Annotated in this window: 13 protein-coding genes; 6 read left to right on the top strand and 7 right to left on the bottom strand. The window is 60.2% G+C overall.

The window, feature by feature from the left end:
* Positions 1 to 5: 5 nt before the first annotated feature.
* A complete protein-coding gene (locus tag BBI10_RS08165; RefSeq protein WP_065987869.1) occupies positions 6 to 953 on the bottom strand; it encodes a choline ABC transporter substrate-binding protein in 948 nt (315 codons plus the stop codon).
* Between the two features lie 476 nt (positions 954 to 1429).
* On the opposite strand from BBI10_RS08165, the gene BBI10_RS08160 reads away from it, so the two are divergent.
* From BBI10_RS08160 to BBI10_RS08150, 3 genes are all read left to right on the top strand, one after another.
* Entirely contained in the window at positions 1430 to 2806 is a 1377-nt protein-coding gene (locus BBI10_RS08160; protein WP_065987868.1) for an L-serine ammonia-lyase, read from the top strand.
* Positions 2807 to 3275: 469 nt separating this feature from the next.
* A complete protein-coding gene (locus BBI10_RS08155) occupies positions 3276 to 4379 on the top strand; it encodes a GlxA family transcriptional regulator (RefSeq protein ID WP_065987867.1) in 1104 nt (367 codons plus the stop codon).
* A gap of 322 nt (positions 4380 to 4701) precedes the next feature.
* Entirely contained in the window at positions 4702 to 5622 is a 921-nt protein-coding gene (locus tag BBI10_RS08150) for a hypothetical protein (protein ID WP_065987866.1), read from the top strand.
* A gap of 35 nt (positions 5623 to 5657) precedes the next feature.
* Here the strand turns inward: BBI10_RS08150 and BBI10_RS08145 are convergent, their stop codons facing one another.
* On the bottom strand, positions 5658 to 5921 hold the full coding sequence (locus BBI10_RS08145; protein WP_065987865.1) for a hypothetical protein: 264 nt from the start codon (positions 5919 to 5921) through the stop codon (positions 5658 to 5660).
* 331 nt (positions 5922 to 6252) lie between these two features.
* On the opposite strand from BBI10_RS08145, the gene BBI10_RS08140 reads away from it, so the two are divergent.
* Entirely contained in the window at positions 6253 to 7092 is an 840-nt protein-coding gene (locus BBI10_RS08140; RefSeq protein ID WP_065987864.1) for a 23S rRNA (adenine(2030)-N(6))-methyltransferase RlmJ, read from the top strand.
* 392 nt (positions 7093 to 7484) lie between these two features.
* On the opposite strand, the gene BBI10_RS08135 is transcribed toward BBI10_RS08140, so the two are convergent.
* The 5 genes from BBI10_RS08135 to aceE form a co-directional block, all read right to left on the bottom strand.
* Entirely contained in the window at positions 7485 to 7949 is a 465-nt protein-coding gene (locus tag BBI10_RS08135; protein WP_065987863.1) for an REP-associated tyrosine transposase, read from the bottom strand.
* A gap of 460 nt (positions 7950 to 8409) precedes the next feature.
* Complete coding sequence (gene msrA / locus BBI10_RS08130; protein WP_065987862.1) at positions 8410 to 9072, bottom strand: peptide-methionine (S)-S-oxide reductase MsrA; 663 nt, start codon at positions 9070 to 9072, stop codon at positions 8410 to 8412.
* A gap of 130 nt (positions 9073 to 9202) precedes the next feature.
* A complete protein-coding gene (locus BBI10_RS08125; RefSeq protein WP_065987861.1) occupies positions 9203 to 11896 on the bottom strand; it encodes a putative bifunctional diguanylate cyclase/phosphodiesterase in 2694 nt (897 codons plus the stop codon).
* A 419-nt stretch (positions 11897 to 12315) separates the two neighbouring features.
* Complete coding sequence (gene aceF, locus BBI10_RS08120) at positions 12316 to 13977, bottom strand: dihydrolipoyllysine-residue acetyltransferase (protein ID WP_065987860.1); 1662 nt, start codon at positions 13975 to 13977, stop codon at positions 12316 to 12318.
* A gap of 146 nt (positions 13978 to 14123) precedes the next feature.
* Positions 14124 to 16769: a pyruvate dehydrogenase (acetyl-transferring), homodimeric type gene (gene aceE / locus BBI10_RS08115; RefSeq protein WP_065987859.1), complete on the bottom strand. Its 2646-nt coding sequence runs from the start codon at positions 16767 to 16769 to the stop codon at positions 14124 to 14126.
* Positions 16770 to 17153: 384 nt separating this feature from the next.
* Between aceE and glnE the strand changes: the two genes are divergently transcribed.
* Both glnE and waaF read left to right on the top strand, forming a co-directional pair.
* Positions 17154 to 20105, top strand: coding sequence for a bifunctional [glutamate--ammonia ligase]-adenylyl-L-tyrosine phosphorylase/[glutamate--ammonia-ligase] adenylyltransferase (gene glnE / locus BBI10_RS08110; RefSeq protein ID WP_065987858.1), 2952 nt, complete (start codon positions 17154 to 17156; stop codon positions 20103 to 20105).
* 126 nt (positions 20106 to 20231) lie between these two features.
* Complete coding sequence (gene waaF / locus BBI10_RS08105; protein WP_065987857.1) at positions 20232 to 21266, top strand: lipopolysaccharide heptosyltransferase II; 1035 nt, start codon at positions 20232 to 20234, stop codon at positions 21264 to 21266.
* Position 21267 lies beyond the last annotated feature (1 nt).

Here is a 21267-nt window from a genome sequence, read left to right as displayed (position 1 = left end):
TCGAGTTACTTCGTCAGCTCGGCTTTTGCGGCTTCCAGGCCAGGTTTTCCGTCCACGGTGGTGACACCCGCCAGCCAGGTGTCGAGTACTTGAGGGTTGGCCTTCAGCCACGCTTTGGCGGCCACTTCAGGCTTTTTCTTCTCGTCGAGGATATTGCCCATCAGCGCGCTTTCCATTGGCAGGGTGAAGGACAGGTTCTTCAACAACTGACCGACGTTGCTGCACTCGGTGGTGTAGCCCTTGCGCACGTTGGTGTAGACGGTGGCTTTGCCGAAGTCGGGGCCGAAGAAGTCATCGCCGCCGGTGAGGTATTTGATCTTGAATCGGGTGTTCATCGGGTGCGGTTCCCAGCCGAGGAACACCACGTCGGTGCTGCGTCGCGAGGCGCGGTCGACCTGGGACAACATGCCGGCTTCGCTCGATTCGACGACCTTGAAGCCTGCGTCTTTCAGGTCGAAGGCGTTCTTGTCGATCATGCTCTGGATCAGGCGGTTGCCGTCGTTGCCCGGCTCGATGCCGTAGATTTTGCCGTCGAGTTCTTTCTTGAATTTGACGATGTCGGCGAAGTCGTGAAGCCCCTTGTCGTACAGCGCCTGGGGAACGGCGAGGGTGTACTTGGCGTTCTCAAGGTTGGCGCGGACGGTCTCGACAGTGCCGGCGTCGCGGTAGGCCTTGATGTCGTTTTCCATGGTCGGCATCCAGTTGCCGAGGAAGATGTCCATGTTCTTGCCATCGGCCAGCGACTTGTAGGTCACGGGCACGGAAATCATCGTGGTTTTGGTTTTGTAGCCCAACGACTGCAGCACGACGCTGGTGACGGCGGTGGTCGCCGTGATGTCGGTCCAGCCCACATCGGAAAAATTGACCATCTGGCAAGCGGCGGGCTCTGCGGCCTGGGCCAGGATAGGAAGACTCAGCGCAACGCCCAGCAACAGCCTTTGTGAACCTTTCATGTTGGACTCCTTTGGTGTTTTCTTCTCGGCATCAACCGCAGCTGATGCGTTTTCTGGTGTCGGCGAGTCAAGTTGGGAAAACAGCTCCATCACTGCGTCTGGCGATTGAGTCGACAACGATCATGTAACAGGGAAAAACAAACGCCTACAGGGGGCGTCGTATCCAGTACACAGGGCGTCGTATCCAGTATCAGTGACGTCGCTTACAGGTTTTTTCCCTGCTCGCCGAATGATTCCCGGGACAAAAGCAGAGTGACGATACGGCAAAAAGTGCCGGAATCGGCAGCCGATCGTGTTCAGGTATCGGTTAAAGCAGACGCGACGTTGGTGGGCATGGGTGAGTCGGTGTGAGACGCCGCCTCGTAAAACAAAAGGCTGATGATGCCGCCATCTCGATGGATCGCTGCTTGAGCGTAGCAGCTCCGTCGCCGGCCGCGCGGCGCGCCGGGAGCCCTGTTTTCGGAGGTTTGCGGTTAATGGCTATCAGCGTGTTCGACCTGTTCAAGATCGGTATCGGCCCCTCCAGCTCACACACCGTCGGCCCCATGCGCGCTGCCGCGTTGTTCGTCCAGGGCCTGCGCGAACGCGATCAACTAGAGCAGGTGAGTCGCGTTGAAGTGCGGCTGTATGGCTCGCTGTCGGCAACCGGCGTCGGCCATGGCAGCGACAGCGCGGTGATCATGGGCCTGATGGGCGAATGGCCCGATGCGATTGATCCCGGGCTGATCGGTCAGCGCATCGCCGAACTGCGTGAGACCGACACCTTGAAGCTCAACGGCGATCACCCGATCCCTTTCGTCTGGCAGCGCGACATGTTGCTCATCGACGAAAACCTGCCGTTCCATCCCAATGCCATGACGCTGGTCGCGTTCAATGAGCACGGCGAATTTCATCGCGACACTTACTACTCGGTGGGCGGCGGTTTTGTCGTCGATGAAGCCCAGGCCGCCAGTGGCGTGCTGGATCGCGACGAAACCGTGCTGCCTTACGATTTCTCCAGTGCCGATGAGCTGCTGATGCTCTGCGAAAAACACGGCTTGCGAGTCTCGCAGCTGATGATGGAAAACGAGAAGGTCTGGCGCAGCGAAGACGAAATCCGTGCCGGGCTCATGCACCTGTGGCGTGCCATGCAAGCGTGCGTCGAGCTGGGCCTGAAGCACGAGGGTATTTTGCCGGGCGGCCTGAACGTGCGTCGTCGTGCAGCGCGTCTGCATCGCAGCCTTCTGGAATTGAACAAGCCGAACGTGATTGGCTCGACGTTGAGCGCGATGGAGTGGGTCAACCTGTTCGCGCTGGCGGTCAACGAAGAAAACGCCGCGGGAGGTCGCATGGTCACGGCGCCCACCAATGGCGCGGCGGGGATCATTCCGGCGGTGCTGCATTACTTCGTCAAATTCAGCGACGAGGTCAGCGAAGCCAACGTGGTCGATTACTTATTGGGCGCCGCAGCCATCGGGATTCTGTGTAAAAAGAATGCATCGATATCCGGCGCCGAAGTCGGCTGCCAGGGTGAGGTCGGTTCGGCGTGCGCCATGGCAGCGGCCGGGCTGGCGGACATTCTGGGTGCCACGCCCGAACAGCTGTGCAACGCGGCTGAAATCGGTCTGGAACACAACCTCGGCCTGACCTGCGATCCGGTGGGCGGACTGGTTCAGGTGCCGTGCATCGAGCGCAACGCCATCGCTGCAGTGAAGGCCATCAATGCCGCGCAAATGGCCCTGCGCGGCGACGGTCAGCACTTCATCTCGCTGGACCGCGTCATTCGCACCATGCGCGACACCGGCGCCGATATGCACGACAAATACAAAGAGACGTCCCGCGGCGGGCTGGCGGTCAGCGCCGTCGAATGTTGAGTCGGTAACGCCAGCGCCCGGGACAGCCCCGGGACAGGAGCAGGTGCATAAGAACCGCCTGCTCGCTTTTCGCCCACGCCCCACTGAGCCCGCTACGTTTTGGCGCGCGCTCACTCTTGAGCTGGCGGGATGCCATCCGTATCCATGGTCCAACGCCGACTGTCGATCCCCCCGTGCATCGGGTGACACTCCCGGACCGCCCGCCGATTCGATGGTTCACACAAGTGCTACGGAATTGCTCATCCCGCCCGCCGCGCCTGCGCCCCAGCCGTTCCGGGGGTCGCGATTTGAATCGTTGTGTCGCTCCCGAATAGACGCTTCGCGACGTCGCAATCGGGAGTTATTGAATGCCCATTCAACTTTAGGCATGGCATTTGCGTTGCAATGACCAAGCTCTCCGCAGATGAGGGCGATACAACGAGAGCCTCTGCTGAGGCCTTCAACCGTTTTACGCGTGAGGAGAAGTGTGATGACTACGTTCAACTCCGGGGCTCAACCCCAGAACCGTGCGCCCCAATCCATCGGCTTCCTGCTGCTGGACAACTTCACACTGATCTCCCTCGCGTCAGCGGTCGAGCCACTGCGCATGGCGAACCAGCTCTCGGGCCGCGAGCTGTATCGCTGGACCACACTGACGGCGGATGGCGGCCAGGTCTGGGCCAGCGACGGCCTGCAGATCACCCCGGACGCCGCCATGCACAAAGCGCCGGTGCTTGACACCGTGATCGTCTGCGGTGGCGTCGGCATTCAGCGCACCGTGACCCGCGAACACGTCAGTTGGCTGCAAAGCCAGGCGCGCCAGTCCCGTCGTCTGGGCGCGGTGTGCACCGGCAGTTGGGCACTGGCCTGCGCGGGCTTGCTGGACGGTTTCGATTGCAGCGTGCATTGGGAATGTCTGGCCGCGATGCAGGAAGCTTTTCCCCGCGTCGCCATGAGCACGCGGCTGTTCACCCTCGACCGCAACCGCTTCACCAGCTCGGGCGGCACCGCGCCTCTGGACATGATGCTGCACCTGATCAGCCGCGATCATGGCCGCGAATTGTCCGCCGCGATCTCGGAAATGTTCGTCTACGAACGCATCCGCAACGAACAGGACCACCAGCGTGTGCCGCTCAAGCACATGCTCGGCACCAATCAGCCGAAGCTGCAGGAAATCGTTGCGCTGATGGAAGCCAACCTCGAAGAACCGATCGATCTGGATGAGCTCGCCGTGTACGTCGCCGTGTCCCGGCGTCAGCTGGAAAGGCTGTTCCAGAAATACCTGCACTGCTCGCCGTCGCGCTATTACCTCAAGCTGCGCCTGATCCGCGCCCGCCAGTTGCTCAAGCAAACGCCGATGTCGATCATCGAAGTGGCCTCGGTCTGCGGCTTCGTGTCCACGCCGCATTTCTCCAAATGCTACCGCGAATACTTTGGCATTCCGCCACGGGACGAACGCGTCGGCTCCAATACCACGCAGCAGGTGGCAATGCTGCCGATCCCGCAGTCGATCGTTCTCGCACCGTTGTCAGGCCCGCTGTCGGCGCTGAGTCAGGCGCGTAACGAGTCGACGTTTGCGAGTGTGCGGCTGTAACACCGCAGCTGGTACGCAAAGTACGGCCGTCGCACCTGTGAGTCTGTCCGGGGAGCTCTTCCCCGGCAGCACATGCCCGCCCGGCGTATTTCCTGCCAGTTAGATTGATTCGAAATAACTCCCCGTCCTGAATTATCGCTCCGGTCAGTTCTGAATGACGGAATCAGGCCCCTGCGGCAAAAGTGGCTAAATTCAAAAAACCATCTCGGTGGCACTGTCATTTCTGACAGTTTTCGTGAGTCGATAGCGCGCGTATAAAAACTTCCACACCCTTAAGGCCTTCGTTGGTTAAGGAATTGGTTTGTGGCAAGGAGCGCTCATCATGAAACTGTCCGTCCTGCTTTTATCCATTGCGCTGGTCTGCGGTTGCACCAGTCAGACAATGCCTCCTCAGAAGAGTCAGAGCGTTAATACATTAGATGGCCCGGCGGTGGCGGCGGCCATTCAGGCGAACTATCAGGACACTCGGCGCAACTGCGGCAGTGAGTCGATGCCGGCGTTTTTATGCTCGGGTGTATTGCTCAGGGCTACTAATGAATCCTTCGACTATCATGCGTGGAACCCCGTACCAGGGAAGCAGGGGGTGTCGTTCTCCTACCTGCGTAAAGACGCGAATTTCGATCACCTGGCTGGCAACATCGACAATGGATTTATCCTCTACCCCACCTTCGCGGCCCCTGCTGGCAAGGACCATCTGCAAGTACTCTGTTCTTTTCCCATAGATGGTTTCACTTGGATACGGGCTCAGCCGGGTTGCGGCGAAAGCACCCAGTACCCCGGCGTGAGCAAGCGCTGCCAATCGCAGGGCATCTCGACCGCAGAGCAGTGGAAGGCTCATTTCGATAAAGGCCCTTCAGGTGCAAGTCAAAATAATATTTACGGGTATGTCTGTTCATTCGATGTGCGAGATGCGATGAACGAGTTGGGAGCGGAGTCGTTCTATCAATCCCTGCAAGCCATGCACTTGGTGCCGGCCAGTTTGCCACACCGTTATAACGAAATAATGGTTCAGGCATGGGCACAGAACATTCCGCCCCGACTTCCCATTCAGGCGTTCTTTTATACAGCGTCGAGTGGGTTGAAGGGCGCAAGGCATGATCAGTGGGATTTCTTCAGGAGTACGGGCGGTGCGTTCATGCCGATCGTTCATATGGCGCTCCCCGCTGCGTCAACAGGAAGCGCCAGTTTTGTGTATTCCCCGGCGGATCAATATTGCCAGCCCGGTGCAACGACCTGCCTGTAACTGGCGTTATATAGATGACCGTCTTGATGCATGAACTAACGTGGAATGTCTTTGTTGTATGCCGCCAACGCGGGCAACAACTGCTGATCAATCGCCTGGCGCACGGCCGGCAGGATCGTGGCGCTGCCGCTCAGCAGTTTCTCCACCAGCTTGCGCAGTTCGCGGGCGCGGTCGTCATTCAGTCCGCGCACCGCCTGGGCGCACGCCTGTTCGGCGCTGAGACCGGAAGGCACGTCTAAACCGATCGCCCTGAGCTGGCTGATCAGGTCGTCCTGGTCGATGAGGTCTGCGTGCATCATGACGTGCGCTCCGTTTTTTCAGATTGAACCGATTCTGGTCGCGCCGATGGTGGCTCGGCAAGTGTCGAGGTTGCGGATGTCTGGCATACACATCACCGTGTCGTTTTGGGCTATGTAACTGTTTAGTTCATTTGGCATAATCCGATCACTTACATTGCGCGGGGTACGGTTTGGTCACCCTCTGGCCCGCGAAAATGCCTCACCCCGGTTTTGTAACGGCTTAACCGGGGATTTTTTTGCCTGTCGTTTGGGCTCCTCCGGTTGTCAGGGCATGAGCGGTCTGCGCAGCTTCAGCTGTTTTGCTAAACTCCGCAGCCTTCCAGGAGCCGCCATGAACTACCGCCACGCCTTCCACGCCGGCAACCACGCCGACGTTTTCAAACACATCGTTCTGACTCGCTTGATCGCACTCATGTCGCGCAAGGAGCAGCCACTCGCTTACCTCGACACCCACGCAGGCATCGGCCTGTATGACTTGCAGGGTGATCAGGCCACGCGCACCGGCGAGTGGATCGAAGGCATAGGTCGTCTCTGGGATGCCGATGACGTGCCTGACATGGCGGCTGGTTACATCGACGCGATCCGCCACATGAACCGCAAGACCGGTGAACTGCGTTATTACCCGGGCTCTCCCGAACTGGCCCGCCGCGTGACCCGCGAGCAGGACCGCGTGCTGCTTAACGAAAAACACCCGGAAGACGGCGCGCTGCTCAAAGACAACATGAAATACGACCGCCGTGTCGCCGTGCACCTGGGCGAAGGCTGGCACGTGCCCCGCGCGTTGTTGCCGGTTCACGAGAAGCGCGCGGTGATGCTGATCGATCCCCCGTTCGAGCAGCTCGACGAGATGAAGCGCTGCTCCGTCGCCCTCAAGGAAACCATCGCACGGATGCGCCAGACCGTCGCCGCCATCTGGTACCCGATCAAGGACCAGCGCGGGCTCAAGCGCTTCTATCAGGACCTGGCCGAAACCGGCGCGCCGAAGCTGCTGCGGGTCGAGTTGTTCGTGCATCCGCTGGACACGCCCAACAGCCTCAACGGCTCCGGCCTGGCAATCGCCAATCCGCCTTGGGGGCTGGAAGAGGAGCTGCGCGAGTTGATGCCATGGCTGGCGAAGAAGCTCGGCCAGACCCAGGGTGACTGGAAGATGGATTGGCTGATTGCGGAGTAACCACTCCTGATTTCCACGGCGTGACGGCTGGCCTCTTCCCGGCTAAAGCCAGTCCTACAATGGTTACGCGCGGTGTCAGTAGGACCGGCTTCAGCCGGGAGGGGCCAGTGGCAACACCCTCAATTCTGCAGCGTGACGACCGACGCCTTCCCGGCTAAAGCCAGTCCTACAAGGGTTACGCGCGGTGTTAGTAGGACCGGCTTCAGCCGGGAAGAGGCCAGTGGCAACACCCTCAATTCTGCGACGTGACGACCGACGCCTTCCCGGCTAAAGCCAGTCCTACAAGGGAAACGCGATCTGTCAGTAGAACCGGCTTCAGCCGGGAAGAGGCCAGTTGCAACAGCCTCAATTCTGCGGCGTGACAACCGACGCCTTCCCGGCTAAAGCCAGTCCTACTCGAGCACCCATTCACAACCCCACAATGGATAGTCCTCCCTCTGCCTGACCAGACCTGCCCGTATTGGGTTATTCACGACATAGCGAGCCATCTCGACGAGGTCCTCTTCGGCCCTGACCCCGTGATCGTGATAACCCTTCTGCCATGTGAGTGTTTTTGTGCCGTGAGCCTTGTTCACTGCGAAGGCACTTCTACCCTTCAGTGCTTGCATGAGCGTGGGCAGCAATCCTGATTTGAGCTCGAACAGCCAATGCAGATGGTCGGGCATAACTACCCACGCCATCGAGTGCACAAGGTCTGAGGAATGCAGGTGCTCCATTTCCGCGACGACCCTGCGAGCTATCTGAATATCACTGAATATAGGCAGGCGATTCTTGACCACAGAGGTCACGAGATAGACGTTCCCTGGCTGGGAGGCTCGACCGATGCGCAGAGACCGAGCATGTTTGAGTTCCTGCATTCCATTGCTCCTCTTCGTGTGAGGGCAAACAATAAAGGCAGAAAGCGGATTCAAGGATGGCGAGTGATTGTCAGAAGATTTCTGGCGGCCGGTGATGTTCAGTAGGACCGGCTTCAGCCGGGAAGAGGCCAGTTGCAGCACCCTCAATTCTGCAGCGTGACGACCGACACGTTCCCGGCTAAAGCCAGTCCTACAAGGGTTACGCTCGGTGTCAGTAGGACCGGCTTCAGCCGGGAATAGGCCAGTGGCAACACCTTCAATTCCGCGGCGTGACAACCGACGCCTTCCCGGCTAAAGCCAGTCCTACACGGAATACGCGATCGATCAGTAGGACCGGCTTCAGCCGGGAAGAGGCCGGTATAAACGCCATCAAATTTGCGGCGTGACATCCGGCGTCTTCCCGGCTAAAGCCGGTCCTACAATGGTTACGCGCGGTGTCATGGATGTCAGCGGTTTTGGCTCAGATCCCCGCCAGACTCGGCGGCATGCAGACGCCGGTGCCGCCAATACCGCAGTAGCCCTGGGGGTTTTTCGCCAGGTATTGCTGGTGATAGGCCTCGGCGAAGTACACGGTGGGCGCCTGGTCGATCTCGGTGGTGATTTCCCCCAGGCCGGCCTTGCTCAGCTCGGCCTGATACACCTCGGCGCTGGCCTTGGCCGCCTGCAGTTGCTCAGGCGTTGTCGCATAGATCACCGAGCGGTATTGCGTGCCGATATCATTGCCCTGACGCATGCCCTGTGTCGGATTGTGCAATTCCCAGAACATCGCCAGCAGTTGCTCATAGCTGACCTTCGCAGGCTCGTACACCACGAGGACCACTTCGGAGTGGCCTGTCAGCCCCGAGCAGACTTCTTCGTACGTCGGGTTCGGCGTGAAGCCGCCCGCGTAGCCCACCACGGTGCTGACCACACCCTCTTGCTGCCAGAAGCGCCGTTCAGCCCCCCAGAAGCAGCCCAAACCGAAGATCGCGAACTCAACGTCGTTGAAGAACGGCCCAAGCAGAGGAGTGCCGTTGACGAAATGGGTTTCGGGCAGGGCCATGGGAGTTTCGCGCCCTGGCAGTGCCTGCTGAGCGGTGGGGAGAGCGTTTTTATTCACAAGAATTTCCGAGCGCAAAACCATGAGGCACATCCTCTCTGGGGCAGGACAACCAACATGCGTTGTCAGTGAAAACCGTATATGGGGTCAGAACCGGCTGATGCAAATGCAGGGCGGCAAGTGTGCCGCACTGGTGTGATGCGGGGAAGGGGGGTCAGGCCAGTGGGCCACGCGGGTAGCGACGCAGCTTCTCGATCAGCTCTTCGCCAGGAATCGGTTTGTCGAACAGATAGCCCTGACCCACATCGCAACGATGGCGACGCAGGAACGCCAGTTGTTCCGCCGTCTCGATGCCTTCGGCGACCACGGTCAACTTGAGGTTGTGGGCCATGGCGATGACCGCCGAGGTGATTTCCATGTCGTCCTGATCATCCGGGATGTCCCGAATGAAGCTGCGGTCGATCTTGATCACGTCGATGGGGAATTTCTTCAGGTAGCTGAACGACGAATAACCCGTACCGAAATCATCCATCGCCAAGGTCAGGCCCAAGGTTTTCAGCGACTCAAGTTGCAATCGCGTGTCCTCGGTCGCTTCCAGCAGCAAGCCCTCAGTCAGTTCCAGTTCCAGCAGGGACGGGTCGAGCTGTTCGTCACGCAGAATGCTGGCCAGCGACGAGACCAGCTCCGGATCGGAAAACTGCTTCGGCGAGACGTTTATGGCCACATGCAGCTTGCCGTAGCCGGCAGCAGTCAGTTGCTTGCTCATGCGGCAGGACTGACGCGCGACCCATTTGCCGATCGGGATGATCAGGCCGGTCTCTTCGGCGACGCTAATGAACTGGTCCGGGCGGATCATGCCTTTTTCCGGATGATTCCAGCGCAACAGCGCTTCCATGCCCAACAAGCGGCCGCTGCGCAAGCACAGTTTCGGCTGGTAGAAGACTTCCAGTTCGTTCTGCGTCAGCGCGCGGCGCAGGTTGTTCTCGACGAACAGCTTGTAGCTTGCTTCGGCGTTCAGCGCTTCAGTGAACACCTGCACCTGATGCTTGCCGTTGGCCTTGGCCTTGTGCAGCGCCAGGCCGGCGTTCTTCATCAGCGTCTGCGGGTCGCGGCCATGGATGGGGGCGCAGGCGAGTCCGACGGAGCCGGTCACGCTGATCAATTGATTGTCGACGAACATCGGCTTGTCCAGCGTGCTCAGCACTTGGCTGGCAACGCGTTGGCCTTCTTCGGGACTGGTGTCGTCGAGCAGTACAGCGAATTCGTTACTGGCGAAGCGCGCCAGAATGCCGGTCGGGCTCAGGCTGTTGCGCAGGCGGCGAGCCAGGCTGATCAGCAACTTGTCGCCAGTCTGGTGGCCGAGGCTATCGTTGATGCGTTTGAAGTTGTCGATGTCCACCAGCAAAAGACTGATCGGCGTTTCGACGTCGCGGGCAAAGTGCTCGTCCAGGGTGCGGATGAACGCCGGACGGTTGCCCAGACTGGTCAGATTGTCGGTGTACGCCAGGCGCTCGATCCGCTGTTGGGAGAGCTTGGCCTGAGTGATGTCTTCGTAGATGCCGATGTAATGGGTCAGCTCGCGGTTATCCCCGTACACCTTGGAAATCGACAGCTGGCCCCAGTACGGTTCCAGGTTTTTGCGTCGGCTCTTGAACTCGCCCTGCCAGCTGTTTCCGTTGACCAGGCTGGAGTTCGCATCGAGCAGCAGCGTGCTGAGATTCTCCAGCGCCGGAAGCTCCGAGAGTTGCTGTCCGTGGACTTCCTCGGCGGGGTATTGAGTGATCTCGGTGAAGCTCGGGTTGACGTACTCGACCACGCCGTCGCGATTGACCAGCAAAAACGCATTGGCGCTCTGCTCCACGGCACGCTGAAACAGGTGCAGGGCGCTGGTGGCGGTGCGGCGGTTGTGGTTGTTGATCGCATGGGCAAACTGATCGGCGAGCTCACCGGCAAAAGCAATCTCATCGGACTGCCATTCCCGTGGCATACCGGTTTGCTCGAGGCACAGCACGCCCACCACTTGGCCATCGATGCGCACAGCAGCGTCAAGAATGGCGGTGATGTCCTGGGTTCGCAGTCGCTGAACCAGCTCGCGCGTGCGCGGGTCCCGCTCGACATCGTTGACGTCGATGGCGCGGCTGGTGTGCAGCACGTCCAGATAGCTGGGAAATTCGCTGATATCGATCGCGCCGGTCTTGGGGAATGTGCTGGTATCGCGGCGATACTCGGCAATCGGCTCAAGGGTTTTGCCGTTGAGGTTCCACAGGCTGGCGCAAGAGATGTTGTAGATCTCGCAGGCGCTTTTGGTGATCAGCTCCGCCGCTTCCTGCAGCGAATTGTTCGAACTGTAACGATGGCGCGCCAGGCGCAGGATCAGGCTTTGCTGCGCGCGGACCCGCTCCAGATGCAGCAACTGTTCGTGCTGGGCCCGTTGATTGAGTTCCAGCGCGATCTGCAGGCGGGAGTTCTGCACCTCCAGATCGGGGCTGATGATCAGTTCGCCGGGCTCGACCTGCCCATCGACCACCATCAGGTAACCTCGCAGCAGATGCCGATTGTGTTGCTTGTACCCTTCACCAATCTCCACCAGACCCAACGGGCCGCGCGTCGTGTGCAGGGTGTAGCGGATCAGGTAATGGGCGCTGCCCGCCAGCTGCATCTGCACGGCGTCGTGCAATTGATAGCGCGCTTCGGGCTCCATGAGACTGGCGTAAGGCGTACCCACCAGCGCACAGAGTTCGACGGCGGGCATGCTGAAGTGCTTTTCGCAGTTCGGGTCCAGGTACAGCATGGCCCAGCTGGGTTCATTCAGCCGCTCGAAACGCAGCATGCCGAGCCGCGAGGGCACCGGTAGTTGCGTCACGACCTCGGCCGCCGGTCTTCCGGCAGCATCAGGTTGGCTTTTCATGGAAGGAACTCGCTTTCAGGGTGCTGTCGCGCGGGCAAGGAGCCCGTCTTTAAGTCGCGTGCCGCAAGGTTGCATCATGGCGCACGGGCTGACAAGTGAGCGCGATGGCTTAGTGCTATAAATCTGTCGGCAGACGGTTGATTTACTGGAGGTAATTGGTCGGATTGTCGGGGTGAGGGTCAAGCGGCTGGTGTTTGTGCATGATCAGCTATCGGCAGCGCGACCGAATACTGTAGGAACTTGTTGCCGTGAATGAGTGCTTTTCAAACGGCAAAAAAAGCCCCGCCAGTGAGCGGGGTTGAGGTACGAGCGTGGCAGCTCGTTAAACCTGGCGCTGAACGGGGGCGCTGAACGGGGACAGATTCATTTACGGTGGAGCGTTGTAAATAAATCAGTCCCCTTTACCGTCCGTTGGCGGCTTAGAGCAGAATTGTGCGGATGTCCGCCAACAATTCGCTCAGACGCTTGGTAAAGCGCGCAGCAGCGGCGCCGTTGATCACGCGGTGATCGTAGGACAGCGACAGCGGCAGCATCAGGCGGGGCTGGAAAGCCTTGCCGTCCCAGACCGGTTGCATGGTGGCCTTGGACACGCCAAGGATCGCCACTTCCGGCGCGTTGACGATCGGCGTGAAGCCGGTCCCGCCAATGTGACCCAGGCTGGAGATGGTGAAGCAGGCGCCTTGCATGTCGTTGGCCGACAGCTTTTTGGAGCGCGCTTTCTCAGCCAGCTCAGCTGCTTCGGCCGCCAGTTGCAGCAGGCTCTTCTGATCGACGTTCTTGATGACCGGGACCAGCAGGCCTTCCGGTGTGTCCACCGCGAAACCGATGTTGAAGTATTTCTTGCGAATGATCGCCTTGCCACTCGGTGCCAGCGAACTGTTGAAGTCCGGCAGCTCCTTGAGCATGTGCGCGCTGGCCTTGAGCAGCAGCGGCAGCACGGTCAGCTTGACGCCGGCTTTTTCGGCCACGGCTTTCTGCGCGATACGGAAAGCTTCCAGGTCGGTGATGTCGGCCTGGTCGAATTGCGTGACGTGCGGAATGTTCAGCCAGCTGCGATGCAGACCGGTTGCGCCCAGCTGCATCAGACGCGTCATCGGCACTTCTTCGGTTTCGCCGAAACGGCTGAAATCGACTTCCGGAATCGGCGGGATGCCCATGCCGCCGGCAGCGCCGCCAGCAGCAGGCGCGTCCTTGGACTTGGTCATGATCGATTTGACGTACGCCTGCACGTCTTCTTTCAGCACACGGCCGTGAGGGCCGGTTGCCGACACGGCGTTCAGCTCGACGCCGAACTCGCGAGCCAACTGACGAACCGCCGGGCCAGCGTGAACCTTGGCGCCATTGTTCGCAGGTGCAGCGGCAGGTGCAGGAGCGCTTTCAGCTTTGGCAGCCGGTGCGGGAGCAGCGGCAGCCGGAGCAGCCGTTTCTGCCTTGGCCGGAGCCGGTGCAGCCGCCTGAGCAGGCGCGGCAGCCGGTGCAGCACCCGCCACTTTCAGTTTCAGAATCAGGTCGCCAGTGCCGACTTCGTCTTCAACCTTGACGCTGATGCTTTCGACAATGCCTGCGGCAGGAGACGGGATCTCCATCGAGGCTTTGTCGGATTCCAGGGTGATCAGGGATTGATCAGCTTCGATGCTGTCGCCCACTTTGACCATCAGCTCAATGATGCGAGCCTTGCCCGACGAACCGATGTCCGGAACGTGAATATCCTGAACCGTATCCGACGCAGCAGGTGCAGCCGCTGCGGCAGGGGCCGCTTCGGCTTCGGCTGGCTTCTCGGCTGGCTTATCAGCAGCAGTGGCGGGCGCGGCGGCAGCAGGTGCAGCAGCAGGCTCGGCCGCCGCTTCGCCTTCCACTTCCAGCTCAAACAGTTCGTCGCCTTCTTTCAGACGGTCGCCCAGCTTCACTTTCATCGCCTTGATGACACCGGCTTTAGGCGCAGGGATTTCCATGCTTGCCTTGTCCGACTCCAGCGTCAGCACGCTCTGGTCAGCTTCGATGCGATCACCGACCTTGACCATCAACTCAATGACTTCACCTTCACCGTTGCCGATGTCGGGTACCCGAATTAACTCACTCACAATGTCTCTCCTTAGGAGAACCTGTTCCTCGACTGCGCTGATTCATCTGCGACGAAACAGCCTGGATGCTCATTTACCGAAGTAAATTCCGCATCGGCGGCTGTTTCGCGCACATTTCAGCGCTCTATTCGATCGTTACGCAGACCTTAGCAGTCCAGCGGGTTGCGCTTTTCAGGATCGATGCCGAACTTGGCAATGGCCTCCGCCACGACCTTAGGTTCGATATCGCCGCGATCGGCCAAGGCTTCCAGGGCGGCCAGCGCCACGAAGTGACGGTCAACTTCGAAGAAGTTGCGCAGCTTCTTGCGGCTGTCGCTACGGCCGAAGCCGTCGGTGCCCAGAACTTTGTATTCCTTGGTCGGAACCCACTGACGGATCTGGTCAGCGAACAGTTTCATGTAGTCGGTCGAAGCGATCACCGGACCTTTACGGCCGTTGAGGCATTCTTCAACGTAGCTCAACTGTGGCTTCTGGCCGGGCTTCAGGCGGTTGCTGCGCTCTACGGCCAGGCCGTCGCGACGCAACTCGTTGAAGCTGGTGACGCTCCAGACGTCCGCGCCAATGTTGAACTGCTCGCGCAGGATCTTCGCCGCCTCGCGCACTTCACGCAGGATGGTGCCCGAACCGAGCAGCTGTACGTGGTGTGCGGCTTCCTTGGTGTCTTCTTCGAGCAGGTACATGCCCTTGATGATGCCTTCCTCGGAACCGGCCGGCATGGCAGGTTGCGTGTAGGACTCGTTCATCACGGTCAGGTAGTAGAAAACGTCCTGCTGTTCTTCGAACATCTTCTTCATGCCGTCCTGAATGATCACCGCCAGCTCGTAGCCGTAGGTCGGATCGAAGGTGCGGCAGTTCGGGATGGTCGAAGCCAGGATGTGGCTGTGGCCGTCTTCGTGCTGCAGACCTTCACCGTTCAGGGTGGTACGACCGGCGGTGCCGCCAATCAGGAAGCCACGGGTGCGACTGTCGCCTGCGGCCCATGCCAGATCGCCGATACGCTGGAAACCGAACATCGAGTAGAAGATGTAGAACGGAATCATCGGCTGGTTGTGGCTGCTGTACGAAGTACCTGCAGCGATGAACGAAGACATCGCACCGGCTTCGTTGATGCCTTCCTCGAGGATCTGACCTTTCTTGTCCTCGCGGTAGAACATCACTTGTTCTTTGTCGACCGGCTCGTACAGCTGGCCTACGGACGAGTAGATGCCGAGCTGGCGGAACATGCCTTCCATACCGAAGGTACGGGCTTCGTCCGGGATGATCGGAACGATGCGCTGACCCACTTCCTTGTCCTTGACCAGTTGGGTCAGGATGCGGACGAAGGCCATGGTGGTGGAGATTTCGCGGTCGCCGGAGCCATCAAGGATCGCCTTGAGGGTTTCCAGTGGCGGGGTCGGCAGGCTGAAGCTCTGCGCGCGACGCTGTGGCACGAAGCCGCCCAGTGCAGCGCGACGCTCGGACAGGTAGCGCGCTTCGGCACTGCCTTCTTCCGGCTTGTAGAACGGCAGGGCTTCGAGCTGATCGTCTTTGATCGGGATGTCAAAGCGGTCACGGAAGTGACGCAGGCTGTCGACGTCGACCTTCTTGGTGTTGTGCGCGGTGTTTTTCGCTTCACCGGCGCCGGTGCCATAACCCTTGATGGTCTTGGCCAGAACCACGGTCGGCTGACCCTTGTGGTTCACCGCTGCGTGGTACGCCGCGTAGACCTTGTACGGGTCGTGACCGCCACGGTTGAGTTTCCAGATTTCGTCGTCGGACATATCCGCAACCATCGCCTTGAGTTCTGGCGAGTTGAAGAAGTGTTCGCGCACGAACGCGCCGTCTTTGGCTTTGTAGTTCTGGTATTCGCCGTCGATGACTTCGTCCATACGACGTTGCAGGATGCCGTCGACGTCCTTGGCCAGCAGTGGGTCCCAGAAACGGCCCCAGATGACTTTGCTCACGTTCCACTGAGCACCGCGGAACACGCCTTCCAGTTCCTGGATGATCTTGGCGTTGCCGCGAACCGGACCGTCCAGACGCTGCAGGTTGCAGTTCACGACGAAGATCAGGTTGTCGAGCTTCTCGCGACCGGCCAGGGCGATGGCGCCCAGGGATTCCGGCTCGTCGGTCTCGCCGTCGCCCAGGAAGCACCAGACTTTCTGCTTGCCTTCAGGGATGTAACCGCGGTGCTCCAGGTACTTCATGAAGCGCGCCTGGTAGATCGCCTGAATCGGACCCAGACCCATGGAAACGGTCGGGAACTGCCAGAAGTCTTTCATCAGCCACGGGTGTGGATAAGACGACAGACCGTTGCCATCGACTTCCTGACGGAAGTTGTTCATCTGGTCTTCGGTGATACGGCCTTCCATGAACGCACGGGCGTAAACGCCTGGCGATGCGTGACCCTGGAAGTAGATCAAGTCGCCGCCGTGTTCGTCGGTCGGGGCCTGGAAGAAGTAGTTGAAGCCGATGTCGTACAGGGTTGCACTGGAAGCGAAGCTGGAGATGTGGCCGCCCAGATCCGGGTCGCCGATGTTGGTCTTGACCACCATCGCCAATGCGTTCCAACGTACCAGCGAGCGAATGCGGCGTTCCATGAACAGGTCGCCAGGCATGCGTGCTTCGTGGGTAACGGGGATGGTGTTGCGATAAGGCGTGGTGATGGCGTAAGGCAGTTGCGAACCACTTCGTGTGGCCAGCTCACCCATACGGGTCATCAGGTAGTGAGCACGGTCTTCGCCTTCTTTGTCGAGAACCGATTCCAGGGCGTCCAGCCATTCCTGGGTTTCGACGGGATCGAGGTCTTGCATGGCTTGCTCCAGGGCGGAAAGGCTTCCAGAATCGGTTGCCTGAGTTTGTTACGACTGGCCTTGTGGGCAGACGATGTAAATTCTTGGATGGCCGGATGGGTTCCCGGCGTTGTGTAGTTTTACTACAAATCTTGGGCTAATTCAGCTTTTTGACTTGTATATACAGTAGTAAAACTACAGCGAAGCGATGTTTTCGCTCGTGTTGCAGTGTCCGATAAAGCAGTGTTGTCGGTGCAAAAATCTGACGAGTCGCCTGATATAACCTGCTGGCAGCCAAGAAACGCCAGCCATCAGCAATTTTTAACCTTTGTTCGACAGTCCGTCCGTGGCGTGTTTACGACCGCCTTGTCGGGCTGGCAATTGAACGCCGATCAAGGATAGAACATGAGCCTTCCCCTGCTGGCCGAGCTGCCGGCTGTCCTTATGCCGTTGGTCGCGCGGGCCGGCCAATCCTGGCGCACCGCGCTTGATTCCCTGACAGATGAAGCCAGGCAGTCGTTTCAGACTTGGCCGGAGGCGCGGCTGCAGGCGTTCGACCGCGTCTGTGCGGCCAGCGATTTTGTTGCCGATCAGGTTTCGCGCGATCCGCTGATGTTGCTCGACCTCGCTGAATCCGGTGAGCTGGAGCGCAGTTTTGCGCCCGGCGAGCTGCTTGGGCACATCGCCAGTGCCGTCATTCAGGCTGCCAGCGACGATGAACTGGGGCGTAATCTACGTCGTCAACGTACGCGCCAGCAAGTGCGAATTATCTGGCGGGATCTGACCCGGCAGGCCGATCTGGTGGAAACCTGCCGCGATCTCTCAGACATGGCAGATGGCTGCATTGATCTGGCCTACAAGTGGCTGTATGAGCGGCATTGCCAGCAATTCGGCACGCCGACCGGCCGTCGGACCGGCGAGCCGCAGCAGATGGTCATCCTCGGCATGGGCAAGCTGGGCGCCGTCGAGCTGAACCTGTCCTCGGACATCGATCTTATCTTTGCCTACCCCGAAGGCGGCGAAACCCAGGGCGTCAAGCGGCCGCTGGACAATCAGGAATTCTTCATCCGACTGGGTCAGCGATTGATCAAGGCGCTGGACCCGGTCACGGTCGACGGCTTTGTCTTTCGTGTCGACATGCGCCTGCGGCCGTACGGGTCTTCCGGTGCCTTGGTGCTCAGTTTCAACGCGCTGGAGCAGTACTACCAGGATCAGGGCCGCGACTGGGAACGCTACGCCATGATCAAGGCGCGGGTGGTGGGCGGCGATCAGGAGAAGGGCAGCGAGTTGCTCGACATGCTGCGGCCGTTTGTCTATCGCCGCTACCTGGATTTCTCCGCCATTGAAGCGCTGCGCACCATGAAGCAGTTGATCCAGCAGGAAGTCCGCCGCAAGGGCATGGCCGAGAACATCAAGCTCGGTTCCGGCGGCATCCGCGAAGTGGAATTCATCGCCCAGGCGTTCCAGCTGATTCACGGCGGTCGCGATTTGAGTCTGCAGCAGCGGCCGCTGCTCAAGGTGCTGAAAACCCTGGAAGGACAGGGCTATTTGCCGGCTGCGGTCATCAATGAATTGCGTGAGGGCTATCAGTTTTTGCGCTACACCGAGCACGCCATTCAGGCGATCGCCGATCGGCAGACGCAAATGCTCCCCGACGACCCGCAGGATAAATCGCGCATCGCCTTCATGATGGGCTTTGCCGACTGGGCGAGTTTCCATGAACGACTGATGTATTGGCGTGAGCGGGTCGCGTGGCACTTCCGGCAGGTCATCGCTGACCCGGACGAGGAAGATGGGCAGCAGGACCACGGCGAAGAAATCGTCGGTGGCGAGTGGCTGCCGCTGTGGGAAGAGTCGCAGAACGAGGAAAGCGCCTGCCTCCAGCTTCAGGAGGGCGGATTCGCCGACGCGCAAAAGGCCCTGAAAAATCTGAGCAACCTGCGCAACAGTTCACAGCTGCGCTCAATGCAGCGTCTGGGGCGCGAACGGCTTGATGCCTTTATTCCGCGCCTGCTCGCCCAAGCGGTCGAGCACGACAATCCCGATCTGGTGCTGGAGCGGGTACTGCCGCTGGTGGAAGCGGTCGCCCGCCGCTCGGCGTATCTGGTGTTGCTCACCGAGAACCCCGGCGCACTGCGTCGATTGCTGACCCTGTGCGCGGCCAGCCCGTGGATTGCCGAACAGATCGCCCGCTTTCCGTTGCTGCTCGATGAGTTGCTTAACGAAGGTCGCCTGTTCAGCCCGCCCCAGGCGCTTGAACTGGCGGCTGAGCTGCGCGAGCGTCTGACGCGAATTCCCGAGGACGATCTCGAACAGCAAATGGAAGCCCTGCGGCATTTCAAGCTGGCGCACCGTCTGCGCGTGGCTGCGTCGGAAATCACCGGCAGCCTGCCGCTGATGAAAGTCAGCGATTACCTGACCTGGCTCGCCGAGGCGATTCTGGAGCAAGTGCTGGCGCTTGCCTGGCGCCACACCGTTGCCCGCCATGGCGCGCCGCGGCGTCCGGATGGCACCTTGTGCGATCCCGGTTTTGTCATCGTCGGCTACGGCAAGGTCGGCGGCATTGAGCTGGGGCACGGCTCTGATTTGGACCTGGTGTTCATCCACGACGGCGATCCCCAGGCTGAGACCGACGGCGCCAAGCCGATCGATGGCGCGCAGTTTTTCACCCGGCTCGGTCAGCGGATCATTCACCTGATCACCACCCAGACCAACTCCGGGCAGTTGTACGAAGTCGACATGCGCCTTCGCCCGTCTGGCGCGGCGGGCTTGCTGGTGAGCTCGCTCGGGGCGTTTTCCCGGTATCAGGAGAACGAGGCCTGGACGTGGGAGCATCAGGCGTTAGTGCGCGCGCGGGTGCTGGTGGGCAGCACCGATGTCGGCCGGCAGTTCGAAGCCGTACGCGCTTTGGTGCTGGGCCGTGAACGGGATCTGCCGAAGCTGCGTCAGGAGGTCAGCGAGATGCGCGCCAAGATGCGCGACAACCTCGGCACCCGCGCAACGGCGGCAGGCAAGGGGGCGAATGCATTTGAACCGACGGCGCGGTTCGACCTCAAGCAGGACGCCGGAGGTATCGTCGATATTGAATTTATGGTGCAATACGCGGCTCTGGCGTGGTCCAGAGAGCATCCCGCGCTGCTTCGTTACACCGATAACATCCGTATTCTCGAAGGCCTTGAAGAGGCGGGCTTGATGGCCGCCGCCGATGCCGGACTGCTGCGTGAGGCCTACAAGGCCTACCGCTCGGCCGCTCACCGACAGGCGTTGCAGAACGATCCGGGTGTTGTGGCCGGCGACCAGTTCGTCACCGAGCGGCGCGAAGTGATGCGGCTCTGGGGGCAGCTGGGGCTGGGTTGATTGCTGGCAGGGTCCGGATCTGACGGATCTATATAAAGCTATGACAGGGAGGCGTCAGGCTGCGTGTGCAAGCATCACGCAGTTTGATGGGCCTCCCTGCTCGTTTCTGGTCGTTTTTGGATGAGCATGAGAATTCTGATCGTAGGGCCCAGCTGGGTGGGTGACATGGTGATGGCGCAGACGCTGTTCCAGTGCCTGAAACAGCGTCACCCGCAGTGCGAAATCGATGTGCTGGCGCCCGAGTGGAGCCGGCCGATCCTTGAGCGCATGCCTGAAGTGCGCACGGCCTTGAGCTTCCCGCTCGGCCATGGCGCGCTGGAACTGGCCACGCGCCGGCGCATCGGCAAATCCCTCAAGGGCCACTACGATCAGGCGATTCTGCTGCCCAATTCCCTGAAGTCGGCGCTGGTGCCGTTTTTCGCCGGCATTCCCAAACGCACCGGCTGGCGTGGCGAGTTTCGCTACGGCCTGCTTAATGACGTGCGCACCCTCGACAAACAGCGTTACCCGCTGATGATCGAACGCTTCATGGCGCTGGCCTACGACAAGGGCGCTGAATTGCCGCGCCCTTATCCCAAACCCAGCCTGCAAATCGAAAACGCCAGCCGTGACGCGGCGCTAACCAAGTTCGGTCTGAGTCTTGATCGGCCCGTGCTTGCGCTGTGCCCGGGCGCCGAGTTCGGTGAGTCCAAGCGCTGGCCTTCCGAGCATTACGCCAAGGTCGCCGAAGCGAAGATTCGTGAAGGCTGGCAAGTCTGGCTGTTCGGCTCCAAGAACGACCATGGGGTGGGCGAAAGCATCCGTGAGCGGCTGATTCCGGGCCTGCGCGAAGAATCCATGAACCTCAGCGGTGGCACGTCACTGGCCGAAGCCATTGACCTGCTGTCCTGCGCAGACGCCGTGGTTTCCAACGATTCCGGGCTGATGCACGTGGCCGCCGCGCTGAATCGCCCGCTGGTGGCGGTGTACGGCTCGACGTCGCCGGGCTTCACGCCGCCGCTGGCCGATGAAGTCGAGATCGTCCGGCTCGGCATCGAGTGCAGCCCGTGTTTCGAGCGCACCTGCCGCTTCGGCCATTACAACTGCCTGCGCCTGCTGCAGCCGGATTCGGTGATCCAGGCCCTTGGCCGCATTGGCGCCGCCCCGGTCGAGGTCGCCTGAC

This window comes from Pseudomonas graminis, assembly GCF_001705435.1.
In the GTDB taxonomy this organism is placed as follows: domain Bacteria; phylum Pseudomonadota; class Gammaproteobacteria; order Pseudomonadales; family Pseudomonadaceae; genus Aquipseudomonas; species Aquipseudomonas graminis_B.
The sequence above is the reverse complement of the archived record's forward strand: the minus strand, read 5'-3'. Positions and strand labels throughout refer to the sequence as shown.

Excerpts from the sequence above, each read along its gene's own strand:
- BBI10_RS08165 (WP_065987869.1), bottom strand. The coding sequence starts at position 953 with ATGAAAGGTTCACAAAGGCTGTTGCTGGGCGTTGCGCTGAGTCTTCCT.
- BBI10_RS08160 (WP_065987868.1), top strand. The coding sequence starts at position 1,430 with ATGGCTATCAGCGTGTTCGACCTGTTCAAGATCGGTATCGGCCCCTCC.
- BBI10_RS08155 (WP_065987867.1), top strand. The coding sequence starts at position 3,276 with ATGACTACGTTCAACTCCGGGGCTCAACCCCAGAACCGTGCGCCCCAA.
- BBI10_RS08150 (WP_065987866.1), top strand. The coding sequence starts at position 4,702 with ATGAAACTGTCCGTCCTGCTTTTATCCATTGCGCTGGTCTGCGGTTGC.
- BBI10_RS08145 (WP_065987865.1), bottom strand. The coding sequence starts at position 5,921 with ATGATGCACGCAGACCTCATCGACCAGGACGACCTGATCAGCCAGCTC.
- BBI10_RS08140 (WP_065987864.1), top strand. The coding sequence starts at position 6,253 with ATGAACTACCGCCACGCCTTCCACGCCGGCAACCACGCCGACGTTTTC.
- BBI10_RS08135 (WP_065987863.1), bottom strand. The coding sequence starts at position 7,949 with ATGCAGGAACTCAAACATGCTCGGTCTCTGCGCATCGGTCGAGCCTCC.
- msrA (WP_065987862.1), bottom strand. The coding sequence starts at position 9,072 with ATGGTTTTGCGCTCGGAAATTCTTGTGAATAAAAACGCTCTCCCCACC.
- BBI10_RS08125 (WP_065987861.1), bottom strand. The coding sequence starts at position 11,896 with ATGAAAAGCCAACCTGATGCTGCCGGAAGACCGGCGGCCGAGGTCGTG.
- aceE (WP_065987859.1), bottom strand. The coding sequence starts at position 16,769 with ATGCAAGACCTCGATCCCGTCGAAACCCAGGAATGGCTGGACGCCCTG.
- glnE (WP_065987858.1), top strand. The coding sequence starts at position 17,154 with ATGAGCCTTCCCCTGCTGGCCGAGCTGCCGGCTGTCCTTATGCCGTTG.
- waaF (WP_065987857.1), top strand. The coding sequence starts at position 20,232 with ATGAGAATTCTGATCGTAGGGCCCAGCTGGGTGGGTGACATGGTGATG.